Genomic DNA, 19,063 nt, shown 5'->3' with positions numbered 1-19,063 from the left:
ACGGAAGCCCAAACGGCCGCGGCCGCCGACATACGGGGTTCAGCCGCCTTCCAGTAGGGCGGCGGCCGCGACGGAGTCCAGGGAGCGGTCCCAATCGCCCATCAGCGCCAGGTACAGCAGCTTTTCGAACTCGCCGCCGAAGCGGCGGATCACCGCGTCCGGGTCGGGAATCAGCTTGGCGTCGGCGATGAGGCCGAAGTGGACGCGGCCGTTGTAGCTGAGGATCGAGATGCCGATACCGATGGACCCTGTCTGCGGCACCCAGAACATCATTTCGCGCAGGGTGCAGCCGGCCATGTACAACGGTTGCTGCGGGCCAGGCACATTGGTCGCTACCGCACTCGCCTTGCGGCTGAAAAGCTCCAACGCCACCCCTTGCACGGCCGCCGGGGCCATGCCCAATGCCGCTAAAAGACCAAAAGCGACAATGGCTTGGCGCGAGTTCTTCAGCTGGTTCATGCATTCGGCGACATGCTCGAGCCGGCGGATGGGATTGCCCTCGCCGACCGGCAGATCCAGGAACACCAGGCCGAAATGGTTGCCCAGCTTGCGCGCGTGTTCGAGCGGACGCAGGTTCACCGGCACGGTGGCGCGCAGGGTCATGCCGTCGATGTCGTCGCCGCGCTCGAGCATGTAGTCGCGCAGCGCGCCGGCCGCGGCGGCCATCAGTACGTCGTTGACGGTGCAATCGCAGGCCCGGCCCACCGCTTTGACCTCTTCCAGATCCAACGGCGGCGCCCAGGCTACCCGCTTGCTGACGCCGAGCTTGCCGCGCAGCATCGACGGCGGATCGTCCGGCAGCGCCAGCGCGTACAGCAGTTCGCGCGCGATTTCGCCGCCCTCCTTCGCCAGCATCGCGGCCAGGGTCGGGTCGCGATACATCTCCATGCCCTTCTCGATCACCCTGCCGCCGAGCTTGGTGTAGCGCTCGACCGCGCCGACGCGGCGCGCGACGTCGGCCCCGTCTTGCTTGAGCCAGGCTTTGGCCAGGTCGCTGTCCTTGTCCGGTTCGCGCTTGGTGTCGGTCAGCGACAACAGCACCTGCACCAGGGCAATGCCGTCGGCGTAGCTGTGATGGATGCGCGCCACCAGAGCCGAGCCGCCTTCGTACTTTTCGACCAGATGGAATTGCCAAAGCGGCCGCGACTTGTCCAGCGGACTGGACGCGAGCTGGCTGACGAAGCGCTCCAACGATTTCTTGTCGCCGCGGCCGGGCAACGCGGCCAACTGCACATGCCAATCCAGGTCGAAATGCTCGTCGTCCTGCCAGTAGGCGCCGGCCGCGGTATCGACCGCTTTTTGGCGGAAGCGCGAATAGTCCAGAAAGCGTTTTTCGATCACTCCCCGCAAGCGCTCCAGCGACATCGGTTCGGCGAACATCAGCACGCCGGTGATCATCATCGGATTGGTCGCACGCTCCATCCGCAGCCAAGCGGTGTCGACGCGCGACATGGCTTCTTTCTTGCGCGTGGCGCGTTTGCGGCTGGTCGGTTTGGCGTTCTGGTTCGGCATGCCGGTTCCCCGCGACGATGCCGGCAGTGAATCATGCGTGCCGAAGGCGGTCAACGCATGGCGCGGTAAGCGGCCAGCGCACGGTCGCGCCCTTCGGCCAGATCGACGATCGGCTGCGGCGGATAATCGGGCGCGAGCTTGGCGGCGAGTCCCGGTTGCGTCCACGGCGCGAACCGGGCCGGCACCGGCAAGGCTTTCAGTTCCGGCACCCAACGCGCGATGTAGTCGCCTTCCGGGTCGAATTTCTCCGCTTGCGTAGCAGGATTGAACACACGGAAATACGGCGATGCGTCGGCGCCGGTGCCCGCCACCCATTGCCAGCCCAGCGTATTGTTCGCCAAATCCGCGTCGACCAGCGTGTCCCAGAACCAGCGCGCGCCTTCCAGCCAATGCTGGCGCAAGTGCTTGCACAGATAACTCGCCGCGATCATGCGCACCCGGTTGTGCATCCAGCCGGTATGCCAAAGCTCGCGCATGCCGGCATCCACGATCGGCACGCCAGTGCCGCCGCGGCGCCAGGCCTCGATCTGGGCCGGATGGCGCCGGGCCCATTCGAACTTGTCGAAGCGCGCGTCGAGATTGCGCTCGGCCGTCGCCGGAAAATGGTGCAGCAAGTGATGCGCGAATTCGCGCCAGCCCAGTTCGCGCAGGTAAGCGTCGATGTCCGCAGCGGCGCTCGCCGTACGCAGCGCTTCCAATTCTGCGGCCACGCGCCACGGTGCGATCTCGCCGAAATGCAAGTGCGGCGAAAGACGCGACGTGCCGACGCGATCCGGACGGTCGCGCTGTTCGCGATAGCCGCGCAAGGCGCCTTCGACGAAGATCTCCAACGCTTCGTGGGCGCTGGCCTCTCCCGGCGTCCACCGTTCCCAGAAATCCGCATCCCAATCGCGCGTCGGCGCTAAATGCAGCGCATCCAAGGCGACGCCGTCAGGACCCTCGGCGACATCCTCGATCCGCTTCGGCGCGTCCCACGCCGCCGGCAAGCGCCATGCGGCGAGCGCGGCGCGCCAGAACGGCGTGAATACCCGATACGGTCCGTTCTGCTGGGTGCTCAAGCTCCAAGGCTCGAACAGCAGTCCGCCGTTGTAGCTTTCGGCGCGCGCGCCCTGCCCGCGCAACTTCTTCTTGATTTCGGCATCGCGCTTTTCGATCGCCGGTTCGTAGCGCCGGTTCCAGAACACGGCTTCCGCATCGCAAGCCATCAACAAGGTCTGCAGAGTCTGCAAACTGGGCCCGAAGAACAGGCGCAAGCGCGAACCCCGGCTGCGCAGAGCCCCGTCCAAGGCCTTCAGCGAACGATGGCGCCAGGCATTCGAAGCCGCGCCCGGCGCCCACGCGCCCTCTTCGTCGGGTGCGTGGATGTAGATGCAAATCGGCTCGTAGCCTTCGTCCAACGCGGCCCGCAAGGCCGGCTGATCGGCCAAGCGCAGATCGTTGCGGAACCAGACCAAGGCATTGGGCATGGATCATCGTAGCCACAATCCGCTTGAACGGCGCGTGTGCGGCTCCAAGATGCCTGGAAACCCCGTCAGTCTTCGACGAAGCGCACGCGGCGCGTGATCGAGCACGTCAGCTCGTAGCCGATCGTGCCGGCGGCGGCGCCGATGCCTTCGACCGGCAAGCTCTCGCCCCACAGCACCACCGGGTCGCCCGGCTTGGCGTCGGGCTGCGCGCGCAAGTCGATCGACATCAGGTCCATCGACACGCGTCCGACGATCGGCGCCCGCTTCCCGTTGACCAGCACCGGCGTACCGGTGGGCACGTGGCGCGGATAGCCGTCGCCGTAACCGATCGCGGCCACGCCGATCGGCATGTCTTCCGGGCATTCCCAAGTCGCCGAGTAACCGACCTTTTCGCCTTTGCGGATGCGGTTGACGGCGAGCAACCGGGTCGACAGCGTCATCGCCGGCTTCAAGCCGAAATCCGCGCCCGTCTTGCCGTCGACTACCGAAATCCCATAAAGCGCCCCGCCTGGACGAACCCAATCGCCGTGCGCATCGGGCCAGCCGAGCACGGCCGCGGAATTGGCCAGCGAACGCGCGCCCGGCAGATCGGCCGTGGCTTCGCCGAACTGGCGCAATTGCTCGCGCGTCTGGCGGCCGTCGGATGCGCTGCCGGCGAATTCGTCCGAGCTGGCGAAATGGCTCATCAGCACGATCCCGTCGGCGACCGACTTGGCTTTCGACAGGCGCGAATACGCCTCGCGCACGGCCTCGGGCGCGAAGCCCAGGCGATGCATGCCCGTATCGACTTTTAGCCAGCAGCGGATCGGTTCGCCGTCCGATTGCTCCAACATTTCAAGCTGGGCCGGGTGATGGACCACGGTTTCGACGCTCAGCTCGCGCAATTTGGGCAGGTCGTCCGCGGCGTCGAAACCGGACAGCAGCACGATCGGCTGCGACAACCCGGCCGCGCGCAGGCGCTCGGCATCGGAAAGCGCGGCGACGCCGAATGCGTCCGCTCCGCTCAAAGCCCGCGCGACCCGCTCCAAGCCGTGGCCGTAGCCGTCGGCCTTGACCACGGCCATGACCCGGCTGCCGGAAGCGAGCTTGCGGACCTGGCCCAGGTTGTGGCGCAGGGCGTCGATGTGGATGGTGGCGGAAGTCGGTCGGGCCATCCGCGCATTGTAATGAAAAGCCGGCGCGCTTCGGCGCGCTAGACCTGCTCGTAATCGAACCCGGCATCGCGGATGCGCCGGCCGAAGAATTCGCCGTGCGAAGACGCAGTCATGAGATCCAGGTAGAGGTCTTCCGGCACGTCGAAATAGCGGTATACGGCGCCGCCGGCGAACTCGATTTCGAGCGTGCGGCTGTCGGGGTCGTAGCCCACGCTGCGCAAGACTTGCGACTTCACAGGCTCGCGGTGCATGCCGCAAGGATCGCATGCGGGCCTCGAAAAAGGATGAAGGCCAAAAAGGCCTGCCGCAACGGCGCCTCGGGAGACGCCGTACGGCAGGCAACGGCGACGCTCAGTCGCCCTGGGAAGCGGCCATGCGCGCATCCGCTGCGTGCGGCGGACGGCGGATGCGCAGGACATCCGCGCGGCAGACGTCGACGTCGCGGTAAGCAAGGGTCCGGCCGTCGCGGAATACGAAACGGAAGTCGTAGGCGCAACCGTCGCCGGCGATGCGTACCGTGGTCGAATCGCCCCCGCCCCGCAGCGGCGTAACGATGGGCAAGCTTTCGAACGCCTCGTCGCCCCGCGCCGAAACCTGCACCGAAGTCACGCTGTCGTTGGCGCGGTTGACCAGTTGCAAATAACGATGGGCTTCAGCGGCCTCCGCGCTCGCAGCGAGGCACGATGTGAAGACGAAAAGCGCATAAACGGATAAGCGCATGGCGATGCTCCCGGAACCGGCCGCACCAGCGGCCGTTGCCGCATTGGGCTTCGCACGCGCGCCGCTTGCCATCGATCCGGGACGAATCGTAGGCAGCCGACGGCGAATCGTAGCTGCGCCTTTTCGGCCTTTTCAGCGGGCCGCGGCCGTGCTTACATGCCAGCGAACCCGCCGCCATCGGTCCGATGAAAGTCCGCCTCGACGAATACGAAATCGGCTTGGGCCGCTATCTCGCGCTGTGGTCGGTGGTGGGAGTCGTATTCGGCATGCAGGGCGCCGGCCGCGATGCCTTGATCGGCCAAGTTTGGGGTTTCTTCGACTACGTGCGCTGGTCGATCATCCAATGGGGCACTTGGGCATCGCTCGCGCCCTTGGTGTTCCGGCTCGGCGCGCGCCATCCGATCCGCCCGCCGCACTGGCTGCGCAGTTCCGGCATCCATATCTTGCTCAGCATCGGCGTCACCCAGCTCGCGCTGACCATCGGCGCCGCGGTATCCACGCCGTTCGAACCCAGTTCCTTCGGCGAGCAGTATCTGCAGTTCTTGGGCCAGCACGGCATGATCGGGCTGTTCACCTATTGGGCCTTGCTCGCGATCCAACTCTTGTTGCGCACGCAAAAGGAAAAAGCGCAGCGCGAGATCGAAGCGACCCGGCTCGCCTCGGAGCTGGCGCAATCCCGCCTGCAGGCGTTGAAAACGCAATTGCAGCCGCATTTCTTGTTCAACACCCTGCACGCCATCATCACCCTGCTCGACGAAGACAAGCGCTCGGCCGAAGACATGCTGTTGCGCCTGAGCGATCTGCTGCGCGCGTTCTTGGAGGAATACGATGGCCAGGAGATCGCCCTGCGCCAGGAACTGGTCCTGCTCGACCTGTATCTGGGCATCCAGCGCAAGCGTTTCGGCGACCGCCTGAGCACGCGGATCTACGTCGCGCCGGACACGCTGGACTGCGCAGTGCCCAGCTTGATGTTGCAGCCGCTCGTCGAGAACGCGATCCGCCACGGCATCGGCCGACGCGTGGGCGAGGATTGCATCGAGATCGAGAGCCGGCGCGAAGGCGATGCGCTGCTCATCGACGTGCGCAACAAAAACAGTACGCTCGAGAACAACGGCGACTCTGCCGGTCACGGCATCGGCTTGTCGAATACGCGGCTGCGCTTGAAGGAACTTTACGGCGGGGCCGCGGAGATCCGCCTGGACATGATCTGGCCGCAAGGCGTCGCCTGCCGCATCCGCCTGCCCTTCCGCGAACTGGAAGAAACCGAAGACCTGCCGGAGCACGCGCCCGCATGAAGTTGTCGGTCCTGGTCGTCGACGACGAACCGATCGCGCGTCGCGCGATCGTCCGGCTGCTGCAAGAAGATCCGGACATCGCCGCGATCAAGGAATGCGGCGACGGCGTTTCGGCCGTCGCGGAAATCCGCACGCGCCGTCCCGACCTGATCTTCTTGGACATACAGATGCCGGCTATGACCGGCATCGACGCGGTCGCCGCCATCGGCGCCGAGGCCATGCCCGCGACCGTGTTCGTCACCGCCTACGAGCAGTACGCGATCAAGGCCTTCGAGGCCAACGCGGTGGACTACCTGGTCAAGCCCTTCAGCCGCGAGCGTTTCGCGACCACGCTGCAGCGCGCCAAAGCGCGCTTGTCGGCCTCCGGCTACGCCTCGGACCGGATACTGCAGGCGCTGGAAGCCCTGCGTCGGCGCGAAGACTACCTGGACCGCATTCCGGTGCGCTCCGACGAGCAGGTGAGCTTCGTCGACGTCGACGACATCGTCTGGATCAAGGCCAGCCGCAACAACGTGCTGATCCATCTCGCGAACGGCACCCACGAGCTGCGCGAAACCATGGCCGCGCTGGCTTCGCGCCTCGACCCGCGCCGTTTCGCGCGGATCCACCGTTCGGCGATCATCAACACGCGCCGGGTGAAATCGATCCATCCCTGGTTCAACGGCTACCACGTGGTCACGATGGATACCGGACAGCAACTGCGGATGAGCCGTTACCAGCACGAAGCCTTCCTGCGGTTGGTTTCCACGCGTCCGGAGAAATGAGGCGATCCTCATAGCGCCGCAACGCAACCGCTGCCGTTCTCGCCGTATCCACTGCTCCTTCCACTGCCTTCGCACCCGCCGCGGAGGCTCATCGGCGGATGGAGAAGACATGCACTCCGGAATTCCTCGTAGGCTTGCGAAGCCATCCCTGCGCTATTTATGCGGATTCGCGCTAACGGCTGTCTTTGCGCCCGCCGCCATCGCGGCTCAGCTCGATGCGCCCCCCGAGCAAAGGATCGAGACGGCCACCGAAGAAATCCGCGCGACGCTCGACAAGATACAAACGATCCCCGGCGCCTTTCCCGCGGTTTCGGCGGTGATCGTGCACGGCGACGCCACGCCGCTGATGCACGTCCGCGGGACGGCGCGCGTCGGCCGGTCGGGAATGGTCGACGCCGATTCGCAGTTCTACATCGCCTCGCAAACCAAATCGTTCATGGCGCTGCTGGCGGCCGACCTCGACGAAAAGCGCGTGCTGCCGCTCGACACCACCCTGGCGCAGATCTGGCCCGGACTCGAACTACCCGCCCCGGGGGACCCGGCCAAAATCACCATGGCGGACCTGCTGTCGCATCAGGAAAACCTGAAGACGGACACGCTCAACTTCCTGACCGCATACGTGCGTTCCGTGCCGGCGAGCGACTATCCGGCGATGCTGTCGCGCTATACCCAAGCGCGCAGCGCAGGCTTCCGCTACGCCAACATCGGCGATTTGATCTATGGCGCAGCACTGGAAACGCGCACCGGCCGGACTTGGCAGGAATGGCTGCAAACGGAAATCCTGCGGCCGCTGAAGCTGGATCGCGTCTACAGCCGCACTTCGCGGATACCCGCGCGGCGGCAGACTTGGAATCACCGCTGGGACGGCCAGGCATGGCTGGCCTATCCGCCCAAACCGGACGCGCTGATGCATGCCGCAGGCGGCTTGTCGGCGTCCTCGCGGGATATGGCGACATGGATGCGGGCGAACCTCAGCCGACGCTCGCCGACGGGCATGCCCTCGACCCGCAGCTTCGAGCGCGCGCAGCGTCCGCTGGCCAAAGCGAACTTGTCCGACGGCGAGTTGGTCTGCGACGGCTACAGCCTCGGTTGGTATTCGTGCACATACAAAGGCCAGACGGCGTTGATGCATCCGGGCAGCTATCCGGGCGTAGTGTCGGTGACGGTGCTGGTGCCAATGCCGGTCTCTCGCTTGTGACCAACAGCGACAGCGCGATGGAGGGCTTGCAGTTGGAATTGATGAAGGCCTTCATCGGCCTGTCCACCGGCCAGAGCGGCGAAACCGAGCGCCTGCGCAAAGCCGCGGCCGATTACCCCGCCCGCTTGGCGCGAACGGTCGCCTCGCGCCAAGACGCTGTGCGCAAGGCCCGGGAGGACGCGGCATGGAGCGGCTGGCGTTGGGCGCCCTCCCACGCGGAGACGGAACGTTACATCGGGAGTTTCCGCAGCGAGCGCCTGGGCAGACTCGATGTCGTGCGCGGCGCCGGCGGCCTCGAAGCCAAGCTAGGCGCGATGCGCCTGACGTTGACGCCTGCGAGCCCCGGTTTGTTCGGCGCCAGCCGGTCGCCGCTCGATGCGCCGGAAGCCTTCCGCTACGCCGACGACGCCGATTCCTTGCGCTGGGAGGACGACGCCTTCATTCGTACCGACGAAGAAAACGCGGATGGATGACGCCTATTCGAAGCTGCCCACCGAATCGTGGGCCAAGTTGTCGAATCGGGTGTATTCGCCGAAGAACTTCAGCTTGATCGAACCGGTCGGGCCGTTACGCTGCTTGCCGATGATGATCTCGGCCAGGCCCTTGTCCGGCGAATTTTCCTTATTGTAGTAGTCGTCGCGGTAGATGAAGACGATGAGGTCGGCGTCCTGCTCGATCGCGCCGGATTCGCGCAAGTCGGCCATCACCGGGCGCTTGTCGGTGCGCGTTTCCAGCGAGCGGTTGAGCTGGGACAGCGCGATCACCGGCACGTTCAGTTCTTTCGCCAAAGCCTTCAGCGAGCGCGAGATCTCGGAGATTTCGGTGGCGCGGTTTTCCTGGTTGCCGGGCACCGCCATCAGCTGCAGGTAGTCGATCACGATCAGGCCCAAGTCGTGTTCGCGCTTCAAGCGCCGCGCCTTGCTGCGCAGCACTTCGGGCGACAGCGCCGGGGTGTCGTCGATGAACACTTTCACTTCGCGCAGCATGCGGATCGCGCTGGTGACGCGGCTCCAGTCCTCGTCTTCCAGTTGGCCGGTACGCAGGCGGGTCGCATTCACGCGGCCGACGGAAGAGATCAGACGCAACGCCAACTGGCTGGCCGACATTTCCATCGAGAACACGGCCACCGTCTTCTTGGTGCGCATGGCCGCGTACTCGGCCATGTTCAAGGCGAGCGTCGTCTTGCCCATCGACGGGCGCGCGGCCAGGATCACCAGGTCGGTGGGCTGCAAGCCCGCGGTCATGTCGTCGAATTCGGTATAGCCGGTCGGCAGGCCGGTGACGCTGCCGCCGCTGGCGTAGCGCGTCTGCAGCACATCGAAAGCTTCCGACAGCGCCTTGTGCACGCTGGTGAAGTCGCTGCGGCCGCGGGCGCCGGCTTCGGCGATGGCGAACACTTCCTGTTCGGCCTTGGCCAGCAGTTCGCTGCTCTCGCGGCCTTCGGGCTGGAAGCCGTCGTTGACGATATTGGTGCCCACGTCGATCAGCTGGCGCAGCACCGCCTTGTCGCGGACGATTTCGGCGTAGGCGGTGATGTTGGCGGCCGAAGGCGTGGTGCTGGCCAGTTCGACCAGATAGGCGCCGCCGGCGACTTGTTCGGCCAGGCCCTGCGATTCGAACCATTCGCCTAGGGTGACCGCGTCGTAGGGACGGCTGCGCTCGGCCAGCTCGCGGATGGCGCGGTAAATCAGCTGATGGTCGCGACGGTAGAAGTCATTGTCGGTGAGCAGGTCGGCGATGCGGTCGAAGGCATCGGGCGCCAGCATCAGCCCGCCCAGCACCGCCTGCTCGGCTTCGATCGATTGCGGCGGTACGCGGAGCTGCTCGATGCGGCTGTCGCCACGGTCGTTGCGGAGGTCGTTGCGGAAACCGGGGCGTGCGGACATCGGGTGGTCGGGATCCTGGGCTCGCGAGCGGCTGACGGAGAGAGAGATCGGGTCGGCCATCGTAATCGCTCCTGTCCGGAAGCGCTGCAGATAACCATGTGGATAACCGGTGGGAATCTCAAAGGCTGCGACAACCCGCCGGGCATCCGATAAGAGCTTTTTGACACGGATCAATTCGGATGAAGGCGGATAAAGAACTCTTACTTATTGGTTTTGCCCTTATCCGCGACTATCGGATTTGATCCGTGTCCAAAAACTCTTGCTCCAAAACAAGACGGGCGCCTTTCGGCGCCCGTCCGGTGCATCGATGTTGCGTCGCGTCAGGCGGCTTCGGCTTCCACGATCACCTTGACCGGCGTTTCGACGTCGGCATGCAGGTGGATGAGGATTTCGAACTCGCCGATGTGGCGCAGCGGGCCTTCGCCCATGATCACTTCCGACTTCTCGACGTTGACGCCGGTAGCCTTGGTCAACGCCTCGGCGATGTCGCGCGGGCCGACCGAGCCGTACAGCTTGCCTTCGGTCGAAGCGTTGGCGTACAGCGTGACGCTGGCGCCTTCCAGCTTGGCGCGGCGGCCTTCGGCCTCGTCGTGGATGGCCTGGGCCTTGGCCTCGTACTCGGCGCGCTTGGCTTCGAACTGGGCCAGATTGGCCTCGGTGGCCGGCACGGCCTTGCCTTGCGGCACCAGGAAGTTGCGGCCGTAGCCCGGCTTCACCTTGACCTTGTCGCCCAGGTTGCCGAGGTTGACCACTTTCTGCAGAAGAATCAGATCCATTGTGTTGCTCCGTTCGTTAGCGACGCGGTGCGCCGCAACTGGTTGCTGTCCGAAGGACGGTAAGTAGAGCGACAGGAACTAGTAGAAAGGAACCAGAAACTAGAGAGAGCCCACTAGTTCCTAGTTTCTAATCGCTAGTTCCTGGCTTACGCGTTGTGGTTATCCGTATACGGAATCAAAGCCAGGAAACGCGCGCGCTTCACGGCGGTGGCCAACTGGCGCTGGTAGCGCGACTTGGTGCCGGTGATGCGGCTGGGGACGATCTTGCCGGTCTCGGTCAGGTTCTGGCGCAGGGTGTTGAGATCCTTGTAGTCGATCTCCTTGACGCCCTCGGCGGTGAACTTGCAGAACTTGCGGCGGCGGAAAAACTTGGACATGGGATGGCTCCTTAGGCGGCTTCGGCGGCGGATTCGTCGGAGGTGTCGGCCGTGCCCACACCACCCTCTTCGTCACGGCGGCGGCGTTCGCCGCGCTCCGGCTTGTCGCCCTTCTCGTCCTTGTTCTTCATGATCAGGGACATGTCGGTGACGGCGTCGTCGCGCTTCATGACCAAATGACGCAGGATCGCGTCGTTGAAGCGGAAGCCGTCGACCAGCTCGTTCAGGCCTTCCTGACCGACTTCGATGTTGAGCAGGACGTAATGGGCCTTGACCAGGTCTTGGATCGGATAGGCCAGCATGCGGCGGCCCCAATCTTCCAGACGATGGACTTTGCCGCCGGCGTTCTCGATCAAGCCCTTGTAGCGCTCGACCATGGCCGGAACCTGCTCGCTCTGGTCCGGATGGACCAGGAATACGATTTCGTAATGACGCATTGCGATTCCTTGTGGATGTGACCCGGTTGGACCCGGGCCGGACAGCTCCCCGACCGCCAGAAGGCGCGGTGGAGCAAGGGTCTCCCGCGAACGGGAGCCGGAAATTATGGCAGATTCAGGGACTTGGGGGCAAATGGGCCGGCCAAGAGCCGCCCGGCGGCCCTCACCCGAAGAGAAGCCCTTTAAAGGCCGTCATCCCCGAAGGCAAGGATCCAGTGACTTTGGCTCCCCAGAAAGCGGCGATGCTATCTGAGGCTCCGCGCGCCCTCACCCAACCCTCTCCCGCAGGCAGGAGAGGGCTAAGCCGACTCAGGCCGCCTCGGCGTCGGTCGTGAAACTCTCCCCGCACCCGCACTCGGCGGCCACGTTGGGATTGCGGAACACGAACTGCTCGTTGAGCCCCTGCTTCAGGAAATCGATCTCGGTCCCGTCGACCAGGGCCAGGCTGTCGGCATCGACGTAGACCCGCACGCCGTCCTGCTCGGACACCGCGTCGCCCTCGCGCCGATCGCGGGCGAGGTCCACCACATAGCCCCAGCCCGAACAGCCGGTGCGCTTGACGCCGAAACGCAAGCCGATGGCTTCGGGGGTGTCCGCCAGATAGCCTTTGACGCGTTCGAGTGCGGCGGGAGCGAGATGGATGGCCATAAGCGGCATTCTACTCTTGTTAGACTGCACGACCCATATCGTTGCTAAAACGCAGGATTCAACCCATGACGACGATCAGCGTCGAACAGGCGCTCGCCGGCCACGTCGCCGAAGGCGGCGAAGTCACCGTCCGCGGCTGGGTGCGCACCCGCCGCGACTCCAAGGCCGGGCTGTCGTTCGTCAACGTGAGCGACGGTTCCTGCTTCGCGCCGATCCAGGTGGTGGCGCCGGACGCCCTGCCCAACTACGAAACCGAAGTGAAGCGGCTCACCGCCGGCTGCTCGGTGATCGCCACCGGCAAGCTCACCGCCTCGCAGGGCCAGGGCCAGAGTTTCGAAATCCAGGCCAGCCGGATCGAAGTGGTCGGCTGGGTCGAGGACCCGCTGACCTACCCGATGCAACCCAAGCAGCACACGCTCGAATATCTGCGCGAATACGCTCATCTGCGTCCGCGCACGAACCTGTTCGGCGCGGTCACCCGCATCCGCCACTGCCTGGCGATGGCCGTGCACCGCTTCTTCCACGAACGCGGCTTCTACTGGATCAGCACGCCGATCATCACCACCTCCGACGCCGAAGGCGCCGGCCAGATGTTCCGCGTTTCCACGCTGGACCTGGCCAACCTGCCGATCGGCAAGGACGGCGCGGTCGATTTCGGCCGCGACTTCTTCGGCAAGGAAACCTTCCTCACCGTGTCCGGCCAGCTCAACGTCGAGGCCTACTGCCTGGCGCTGAGCAAGGTCTACACCTTCGGTCCGACTTTCCGCGCGGAGAACAGCAACACCACCCGCCACCTAGCCGAGTTCTGGATGATCGAGCCGGAGATCGCCTTCGCCGATCTGAACGACGATGCGAAGCTGGCCGAGGATTTCCTGAAGTACCTGTTCCGCGCGGCGCTGGACGAACGCGGCGACGACTTGGCCTTCATCGCCGATCGCGTCGACAAGAACGCGATCAGCAAGCTCGAAGCCTTCATCAACTCGCCGTTCGAGCGTATCGATTACACCGACGCGGTCGCGCTGCTGCAGAAGTCCGGGCAGAAGTTCGATTTCCCGGTCGAATGGGGCCTGGACCTGCAGACCGAGCACGAGCGCTGGCTGACCGAGCAGCACGTCGGCCGCCCGGTGGTGGTGACGAACTATCCGGAACAGATCAAGGCCTTCTACATGCGACTGAACGACGACGGCCGCACCGTCGCCGCGATGGACGTATTGGCGCCCGGCATCGGCGAGATCATCGGCGGCAGCCAGCGCGAGGAGCGTCTGGACATGCTGGACGCGCGCATGGCGCAGTTCGGCCTGGATCCGGAACACTACGGCTGGTACCGCGATTTCCGCCGCTACGGCACGGTGCCGCACGCCGGTTTCGGCTTGGGCTTCGAGCGCTTGGTGGTGTACGTGTGCGGGTTGAGCAATATCCGCGATTCGATTCCTTACCCGCGTGCGCCGGGAACCGCCGAGTTCTGATGGGTCGCGGCCATTCCCGAATCCGTCACCCCGGCGAAAGCCGGGATCCAGGACTTCGTACTACCCCGATACTGCAGTAACCCGAGCACTGGATCCCGGCTTTCGCCGGGATGACGATCCAAAAAGGTTTGCCGAACGTGATCTTGTTCTTCGCCCTGCTCTTCGTCGCCATCGCCATAGCCGGCGCCTGCGCGTTCGTCATTTTCTGGCCGCTGGCCCTGGTGCACGTGCGCGACCGTCATCCGGCGATCCGCGCAAAACTCGGCCACGGCGCCTTCCTCAATCCGAACGCGCTGTGGTGGCTGCTGGCCGGCGGCTATCGCGAAGCGCGCGATCCGCAATTCAGCGGCCTCGCGACGCCGGCGCGGTTGTCGCTGATGACGATCCTGTTCGGCCTGGTCTGCGCCGGCCTGCTCTGGCTGTGGTCGCTGGCGGGTGCGGCATGAGCGGCCGTTACGAATGGTGGCTGGCGACGCTGGGGCGCACGATCGTGTGGGCCCGTCTGCACGTCCGCGAGGCCGGCACGGCCGAAGTGTTCGACAGCGACGGCAACACGCTCGCCTACGACAGCGAAGACACCGCGCGCGCCATGCTGATGGACGCCGAATACGTGTCTTTCGAAGGCCTGGACGAAGAAGACGCGCTGCAACGAGGCTTCAGCCTCGACGAGATCGCCCCGCCCGAAGGCCTCAGCGACGATGCGCTGCGGCCGCGCATGGTCCAACAGCTCGGCGGCCGCGCCTGACCGGCATGTACCTGCCGCGCGCCTACGCCGGAACCGATCTGGCTTTGCTCGACGCGCTCGTCGAAGCCGATCCTTTCGTCACCCTGATCACCGCCGGCGCCGACGGCGCGCCGCTGGTCAGCCATATTCCGATCCTCTATCGCCGCGATGGCGGCGAAGTGCTGATCGAAGGCCATTGGGCCAAGCCGAATCCGCAATCGAAGCATGGCGACGAGGCTTTGATCGTCGTGCACGGCCCGCACGCCTACGTGTCGCCGGGCTGGTACCCGGACAAGGAGCCCGCAGGCCGCGTTCCCACCTGGAACTATGCGGTCGCCCATTTGCGCGGCCGGCTCGAGCGCTACGACGACGAAGCAGGCTTGGCCAGCATCGTTTCGCGGCTGAGCGAGCGCTTCGAAGCCGCCGTCGGCAGCGATTGGCGTTTCGAAACCGAACGCGAGGATCACCGCAGCCAGTTGCGTGGCATCGTCGGCTTCCGCTTTGTGCCGTCCAGCATCGAAATGAAGTTCAAGCTCAACCAGAACCATCCGGAAGCCAATCGCCGCGCCGTCGCCCACGCTTTGCAAGCGCAGGAAAACGCCGATGCGCAGGCGGTTTCGGCGATGATGCGCGAACGCGACTCCTGACCGAGCCTTATCCATGGACCTGAATCTCGCCGGCAAACACGCCTTGGTCTGCGGCGCCTCCGAAGGCATCGGCCGCGCCGCCGCGCACGAGCTCGCGCTCTTGGGCGCGGACGTGACCGTGCTCGCGCGCCGCGCAGACGCCTTGCGCGAGGTCGCGGAGGCCCTGCCGCGCAGCGGCGCGCAGGCGCACGATTGGCTCGTCGCGGACATGTCGCAAAGCGAATCGCTGCGCGAACGGGCGCAAGCGCTCGCCGCGAAGAAGCCCGTGCATATCTTGGTGAACAACACCGGCGGCCCACCCGGCGGACCTGCGCACGGCGCGGAAGTCGCCGCTTTCCTCGATGCTTTCCAGAAGCACTTGGTCGCCAACCACGTCCTCGTGCAGGCGTTGTTGCCGGGCATGCAGGCGGCGCAGTGGGGACGCATCGTCAACGTCGTCTCGACTTCGGTGAAGGAACCCATCGCCAACCTGGGCGTCTCCAACACGATCCGCGGCGCGGTGGCCAGTTGGGCCAAGACGCTGTCGCGCGAGCTCGGCCCGTTCGGCATCACGGTCAACAACGTGCTGCCGGGCTACACCGAAACCTCGCGCGTCGAACAGATCGTGCAGGACCGCGTCCGCGCCACCGGCAAGACCGAGGAAGAGATCCTGGCCGGCATGCGCGCGAGCGTACCGGCCGGCCGTTTCGCCAAGCCGGAAGAGACCGGCGGCGTGATCGCCTTCCTGTGTTCGCCCGCCGCCGGCTACGTCAACGGCGTCAGCCTGGCGGTCGACGGCGGCCGGATGAATTCGATCTAGAAAGAATCGGCTAGGCAGAAACGGGCTTTTGTAGGAGCGGCTTTAGCCGCGAGTCTTTCCATCAAGCCTCGACTTGGCCGAAAAAGCTCGCGGCTAAAGCCGCTCCTGCAAGAGCCCGGAGCTCGCTTCGGTTAAGCTATTAGGCATGCGACAGCTCCCGCACTGGATCGACGGCAAAGCCCGCGACGCAGCCGATGGCGGTTGGCTCGAGGTATTCGATCCCGCCACGGGCAAGCCCTTCGCCCAAGTCGCCGACGGCACTGCGCAAGACGTGGAAGCGGCCGTGGCCGCCGCCGAAGCCGCCCTGCCCGCCTGGTCGGCCCTGCCCGACACCGAACGCGCGCGCTGGCTGGAAAAACTCGCGCAAGCGCTGGAGGACCGGCTGGACGATTTCGCCCACGCCGAATCCAAGGACGGCGGCAAACCGCTCAAGCTCGCCCGAGAAGTCGAAATCCCTCGCGCGATTTCGAATCTGCGCTTCTTCGCGCACGCCGCGACCCAATTCGCCAGCGAATCGCACCACGGCCAGGCCGGCTTGAACTACACGCTGCGGCGGCCGTTGGGCGTAGTCGGTACGATTTCGCCGTGGAACCTGCCGCTCTACCTATTCACTTGGAAGATCGCGCCCGCGTTGGCCGCAGGCAACACGGTCGTGGCCAAGCCGTCCGAGATCACGCCGCAAACCGCGACCATGCTGGGCGAATTGGCGGCGCAGATCGGCTTCCCGAACGGCGTGTTGAACATCGTCCACGGCCTGGGCCCGAAAGTCGGCGAAGCCATCGTCGGCCATCCGCGGATCAAGGCGCTGTCCTTCACCGGCAGCACCGCGGTGGGCAAACGCATCGCCGGCGTCGCCGCGCCGATGCTGAAAAAAGTGTCGCTGGAGTTGGGCGGCAAGAATCCGACCCTGGTCTTCGCCGACAGCGCCTGGCAGGAACACCTGGATACGATCGTCCGCTCCGCCTTCCAGAATAGCGGCCAGATCTGCTTGTGCGGTTCGCGCATCCTGGTCGAACGCGGCATCTACGCGCGGTTCCGCGACGCGCTGGTCGAGCGCGCGCTGGCGCTGAAGGTCGGCGATCCGATCGACAGCGACGTGCGCTTGGGTCCGCTGGTCTCGCAGGCGCATTTCGACAAGGTCATCGCCGCGATCGCGCGCGCGCGCAGCGAAGGCGGCAACGTCCTATGCGGCGGCAACGCGCTGGATCGGCCCGGCTGGTTCGTGCAACCGACCGTGATCGACGGCCTGGGTCCGGATTGCGCCACCAACCTCGACGAAATCTTCGGCCCGGTCGTCACCCTGCAGCCCTTCGACGACGACGCCCAGGCCTTGGCCTTGGCCAACGCCGGCGAGTACGGCCTGGCCGCGTCGATCTGGACCCGCGACTTGAACCGCGCCCATCGCTTCGCCTCCGAGATCCGCGCCGGCATCGTCTGGATCAACACCTGGCTGATGCGCGATTTGCGCACGCCGTTCGGCGGCATGGGCCAGTCCGGCCTGGGCCGCGAAGGCGGACTGGAAGCCATGCGCTTCTTCACCGAACCGAAAAACGTAGGCATCGCCCTGGCATGACTCCGCTCGACGAACTCTTGCGCAACAACCGCGAATGGGCCGACCGCATCAAGCGCGAGGACCCCGGTTTCTTCGACCGCCTGTCCAAACAGCAGTCGCCGAAATACCTATGGATCGGCTGCTCCGACTCGCGCGTGCCGGCCAACCAGATCCTGGGCCTGGACCCGGGCGAAGTGTTCGTGCACCGCAACGTCGCCAATCTGGTCGTGCACACCGATCTGAATTGCTTGAGCGCGATTCAGTTCGCGGTCGACCTGCTCAAGGTCGAGCACATCCTGATCGTCGGCCACTACGGCTGCAGCGGCGTGCACGCGGCGCTGACCGGCACCCGGGTCGGCCTGGCGGACAATTGGCTGCGCCACGTCGGCGACGTGATGCTGAAGCACGAGCCCTTGCTGGTCGACGTGGAATCGCTGAGTTCGCGCCACGAACGGCTGTGCGAGCTGAACGTGATCGAACAGGTGCTCAACGTCTGCCAGACGACGATCGTGCAGGACGCCTGGGCGCGCGGCCAGGAACTGGCCGTGCACGGGTGGGTCTACAGCCTCAACAACGGCCGCGTGCGCGAACTGTCGATCGACGTGACCGGTGCGGACGAAGTCGCTCTGGCCTATCGCAAGGCGATCGATTCTATCTCGCTTGGCGAGGCGCAATGAGCGGCGCGTCGATCCACGCCGGCGAAGCGCCCAAGCCGGTCGGTTCGTATCCGCACGCCCGGCGCGTGGGCGAGCTGCTGTTCTTGTCGGGCATCGGCCCGCGCGATCCGGCGACGGACGCCATTCCGGGCAACGAGATGTACGCCGACGGCCGCGTCCGCAAATACGACATCGAAGCGCAAACGCGGGCGGTGTTCGCCAACGTCCGCGCCGTGCTGGAAGCCAGCGGCGCGCGCTGGGAAGACTTGGTGGACGTGACCGTCTACTTGACGGACATGGCCCGCGATTTCAAAGCCTACAACGCGGTCTGGGCCGAATATTTCCCCGACCCCGCCGCCGCGCCTTGCCGCACCACCCTCGGCATCACCGCATTGCCGACGCCCATCGCGATCGAGCTCAAGTGCGTCGCGCGCCTACAGGAATGACCGCATGCTGCCCGGACCCCTCAATTTCCAAGCCTGGATCGAAGAGCACCGCCACTTGCTGAAGCCGCCGGTCGGCAACAAGTGCGTGTACGACGGCGACTTCATCGTCATGGTCGTCGGCGGCCCGAACCAGCGCACCGACTACCACTGGGACGAAGGCCCGGAATGGTTCTACCAGCTGGAAGGCGAGATGACCTTGCGCATCCAGGAGGACGGCAAAGTCCGCGACATTCCGATCAAAGCCGGCGAAACCTTCCTGCTGCCGCCGCGCGTGCCGCATTCGCCGCAACGCGGGCCCGATTCCATCGGCTTGGTGATCGAGCGCAAGCGCCTGCCGCACGAGGACGACGGCCTGCTCTGGTTCTGCGAGAACTGCAACCACAAGATCTACGAGGAATACTTCTTCTTGCACGACATCGAGAAGGATTTCCCGCCGGTGTTCGAACGCTTCTATTCCTCGAAAGAGCACCGGACCTGCAAGAATTGCGGGCATCTGAACCCGGCGCCGGCGAAATACGTGATGCCGGACACCTGATCGTC

23 protein-coding genes are annotated in these 19,063 nt (G+C 65.3%); 13 read left to right on the top strand and 10 right to left on the bottom strand.

The window, feature by feature from the left end; translation table 11 throughout:
* Positions 1 to 39 precede the first annotated feature (39 nt).
* The 5 genes from FCE95_RS02545 to FCE95_RS02525 form a co-directional block, all read right to left on the bottom strand.
* The gene (locus FCE95_RS02545; RefSeq protein ID WP_137265418.1) at positions 40 to 1,512 is read right to left on the bottom strand and encodes a WS/DGAT/MGAT family O-acyltransferase; all 1,473 of its coding nucleotides are present in this window, start codon (positions 1,510 to 1,512) and stop codon (positions 40 to 42) included.
* A gap of 50 nt (positions 1,513 to 1,562) precedes the next feature.
* On the bottom strand, positions 1,563 to 2,978 hold the full coding sequence (locus FCE95_RS02540) for a cryptochrome/photolyase family protein (protein WP_137265417.1): 1,416 nt from the start codon (positions 2,976 to 2,978) through the stop codon (positions 1,563 to 1,565).
* 65 nt (positions 2,979 to 3,043) lie between these two features.
* Complete coding sequence (gene alr / locus FCE95_RS02535; protein ID WP_137265416.1) at positions 3,044 to 4,132, bottom strand: alanine racemase; 1,089 nt, start codon at positions 4,130 to 4,132, stop codon at positions 3,044 to 3,046.
* A gap of 38 nt (positions 4,133 to 4,170) precedes the next feature.
* Entirely contained in the window at positions 4,171 to 4,383 is a 213-nt protein-coding gene (locus tag FCE95_RS02530) for a KTSC domain-containing protein (RefSeq protein WP_137265415.1), read from the bottom strand.
* A 100-nt stretch (positions 4,384 to 4,483) separates the two neighbouring features.
* Positions 4,484 to 4,924: a hypothetical protein gene (locus FCE95_RS02525; RefSeq protein ID WP_137265414.1), complete on the bottom strand. Its 441-nt coding sequence runs from the start codon at positions 4,922 to 4,924 to the stop codon at positions 4,484 to 4,486.
* Between the two features lie 113 nt (positions 4,925 to 5,037).
* Here FCE95_RS02525 and FCE95_RS02520 point away from each other — a divergent pair, with 113 nt between their 5' ends.
* The 4 genes from FCE95_RS02520 (at position 5,038) to FCE95_RS02505 (ending at position 8,582) form a co-directional block, all read left to right on the top strand.
* Positions 5,038 to 6,147 carry a sensor histidine kinase gene (locus FCE95_RS02520; RefSeq protein WP_137265413.1) on the top strand — a complete coding sequence of 370 codons (1,110 nt, stop codon included), beginning with the start codon at positions 5,038 to 5,040 and terminating at the stop codon, positions 6,145 to 6,147.
* Positions 6,144 to 6,911: a LytR/AlgR family response regulator transcription factor gene (locus FCE95_RS02515; RefSeq protein WP_137265412.1), complete on the top strand. Its 768-nt coding sequence runs from the start codon at positions 6,144 to 6,146 to the stop codon at positions 6,909 to 6,911. Before FCE95_RS02520 ends, FCE95_RS02515 begins: the two co-directional genes overlap by 4 nt.
* Positions 6,912 to 7,020: 109 nt before the next feature.
* Positions 7,021 to 8,109 (top strand): serine hydrolase domain-containing protein, encoded by a 1,089-nt coding sequence (locus FCE95_RS02510; protein ID WP_137265411.1) that lies wholly within the window; start codon positions 7,021 to 7,023, stop codon positions 8,107 to 8,109.
* Positions 8,106 to 8,582: a hypothetical protein gene (locus tag FCE95_RS02505; RefSeq protein ID WP_137265410.1), complete on the top strand. Its 477-nt coding sequence runs from the start codon at positions 8,106 to 8,108 to the stop codon at positions 8,580 to 8,582. Before FCE95_RS02510 ends, FCE95_RS02505 begins: the two co-directional genes overlap by 4 nt.
* A 3-nt stretch (positions 8,583 to 8,585) precedes the next feature.
* Here FCE95_RS02505 and FCE95_RS02500 read toward each other — a convergent pair whose 3' ends face one another.
* The 5 genes from FCE95_RS02500 to FCE95_RS02480 all read right to left on the bottom strand — a co-directional run bounded on the left by FCE95_RS02500 (position 8,586) and on the right by FCE95_RS02480 (position 12,233).
* Entirely contained in the window at positions 8,586 to 9,995 is a 1,410-nt protein-coding gene (locus FCE95_RS02500) for a replicative DNA helicase (protein WP_137266418.1), read from the bottom strand.
* A 320-nt stretch (positions 9,996 to 10,315) separates the two neighbouring features.
* Complete coding sequence (gene rplI / locus FCE95_RS02495) at positions 10,316 to 10,771, bottom strand: 50S ribosomal protein L9 (RefSeq protein WP_137265409.1); 456 nt, start codon at positions 10,769 to 10,771, stop codon at positions 10,316 to 10,318.
* Between the two features lie 146 nt (positions 10,772 to 10,917).
* Entirely contained in the window at positions 10,918 to 11,148 is a 231-nt protein-coding gene (gene rpsR, locus FCE95_RS02490) for a 30S ribosomal protein S18 (RefSeq protein WP_137265408.1), read from the bottom strand.
* Between the two features lie 11 nt (positions 11,149 to 11,159).
* Complete coding sequence (gene rpsF, locus FCE95_RS02485; protein ID WP_137265407.1) at positions 11,160 to 11,585, bottom strand: 30S ribosomal protein S6; 426 nt, start codon at positions 11,583 to 11,585, stop codon at positions 11,160 to 11,162.
* A 309-nt stretch (positions 11,586 to 11,894) separates the two neighbouring features.
* Positions 11,895 to 12,233, bottom strand: a complete 339-nt coding sequence (locus tag FCE95_RS02480; RefSeq protein ID WP_137265406.1) for a HesB/IscA family protein — start codon at positions 12,231 to 12,233, stop codon at positions 11,895 to 11,897.
* Between the two features lie 65 nt (positions 12,234 to 12,298).
* Here FCE95_RS02480 and asnS point away from each other — a divergent pair, with 65 nt between their 5' ends.
* From asnS to FCE95_RS02435, 9 genes are all read left to right on the top strand, one after another.
* Positions 12,299 to 13,699 carry an asparagine--tRNA ligase gene (gene asnS / locus FCE95_RS02475; RefSeq protein ID WP_137265405.1) on the top strand — a complete coding sequence of 467 codons (1,401 nt, stop codon included), beginning with the start codon at positions 12,299 to 12,301 and terminating at the stop codon, positions 13,697 to 13,699.
* A 110-nt stretch (positions 13,700 to 13,809) separates the two neighbouring features.
* A complete protein-coding gene (locus FCE95_RS02470; protein WP_425481277.1) occupies positions 13,810 to 14,145 on the top strand; it encodes a hypothetical protein in 336 nt (111 codons plus the stop codon).
* A complete protein-coding gene (locus FCE95_RS02465; protein WP_137265404.1) occupies positions 14,142 to 14,444 on the top strand; it encodes a hypothetical protein in 303 nt (100 codons plus the stop codon). Before FCE95_RS02470 ends, FCE95_RS02465 begins: the two co-directional genes overlap by 4 nt.
* A 5-nt stretch (positions 14,445 to 14,449) precedes the next feature.
* Entirely contained in the window at positions 14,450 to 15,070 is a 621-nt protein-coding gene (locus FCE95_RS02460) for an FMN-binding negative transcriptional regulator (RefSeq protein WP_137265403.1), read from the top strand.
* A gap of 13 nt (positions 15,071 to 15,083) precedes the next feature.
* Positions 15,084 to 15,869: an SDR family oxidoreductase gene (locus FCE95_RS02455; RefSeq protein ID WP_137265402.1), complete on the top strand. Its 786-nt coding sequence runs from the start codon at positions 15,084 to 15,086 to the stop codon at positions 15,867 to 15,869.
* Between the two features lie 145 nt (positions 15,870 to 16,014).
* Positions 16,015 to 17,442, top strand: a complete 1,428-nt coding sequence (locus FCE95_RS02450) for an aldehyde dehydrogenase (protein WP_137265401.1) — start codon at positions 16,015 to 16,017, stop codon at positions 17,440 to 17,442.
* Positions 17,439 to 18,098, top strand: a complete 660-nt coding sequence (gene can, locus FCE95_RS02445; RefSeq protein WP_137265400.1) for a carbonate dehydratase — start codon at positions 17,439 to 17,441, stop codon at positions 18,096 to 18,098. Before FCE95_RS02450 ends, can begins: the two co-directional genes overlap by 4 nt.
* On the top strand, positions 18,095 to 18,523 hold the full coding sequence (locus FCE95_RS02440) for a RidA family protein (protein ID WP_137265399.1): 429 nt from the start codon (positions 18,095 to 18,097) through the stop codon (positions 18,521 to 18,523). The genes can and FCE95_RS02440 overlap by 4 nt, the downstream gene beginning before the upstream one ends.
* A 4-nt stretch (positions 18,524 to 18,527) precedes the next feature.
* A complete protein-coding gene (locus FCE95_RS02435; protein ID WP_137265398.1) occupies positions 18,528 to 19,058 on the top strand; it encodes a 3-hydroxyanthranilate 3,4-dioxygenase in 531 nt (176 codons plus the stop codon).
* Positions 19,059 to 19,063 lie beyond the last annotated feature (5 nt).

Source organism: Luteimonas gilva (genome assembly GCF_005239095.1).
GTDB classification, from domain to species: domain Bacteria; phylum Pseudomonadota; class Gammaproteobacteria; order Xanthomonadales; family Xanthomonadaceae; genus Luteimonas_C; species Luteimonas_C gilva.
This window is presented reverse-complemented; position numbering and strand designations above follow the sequence as displayed.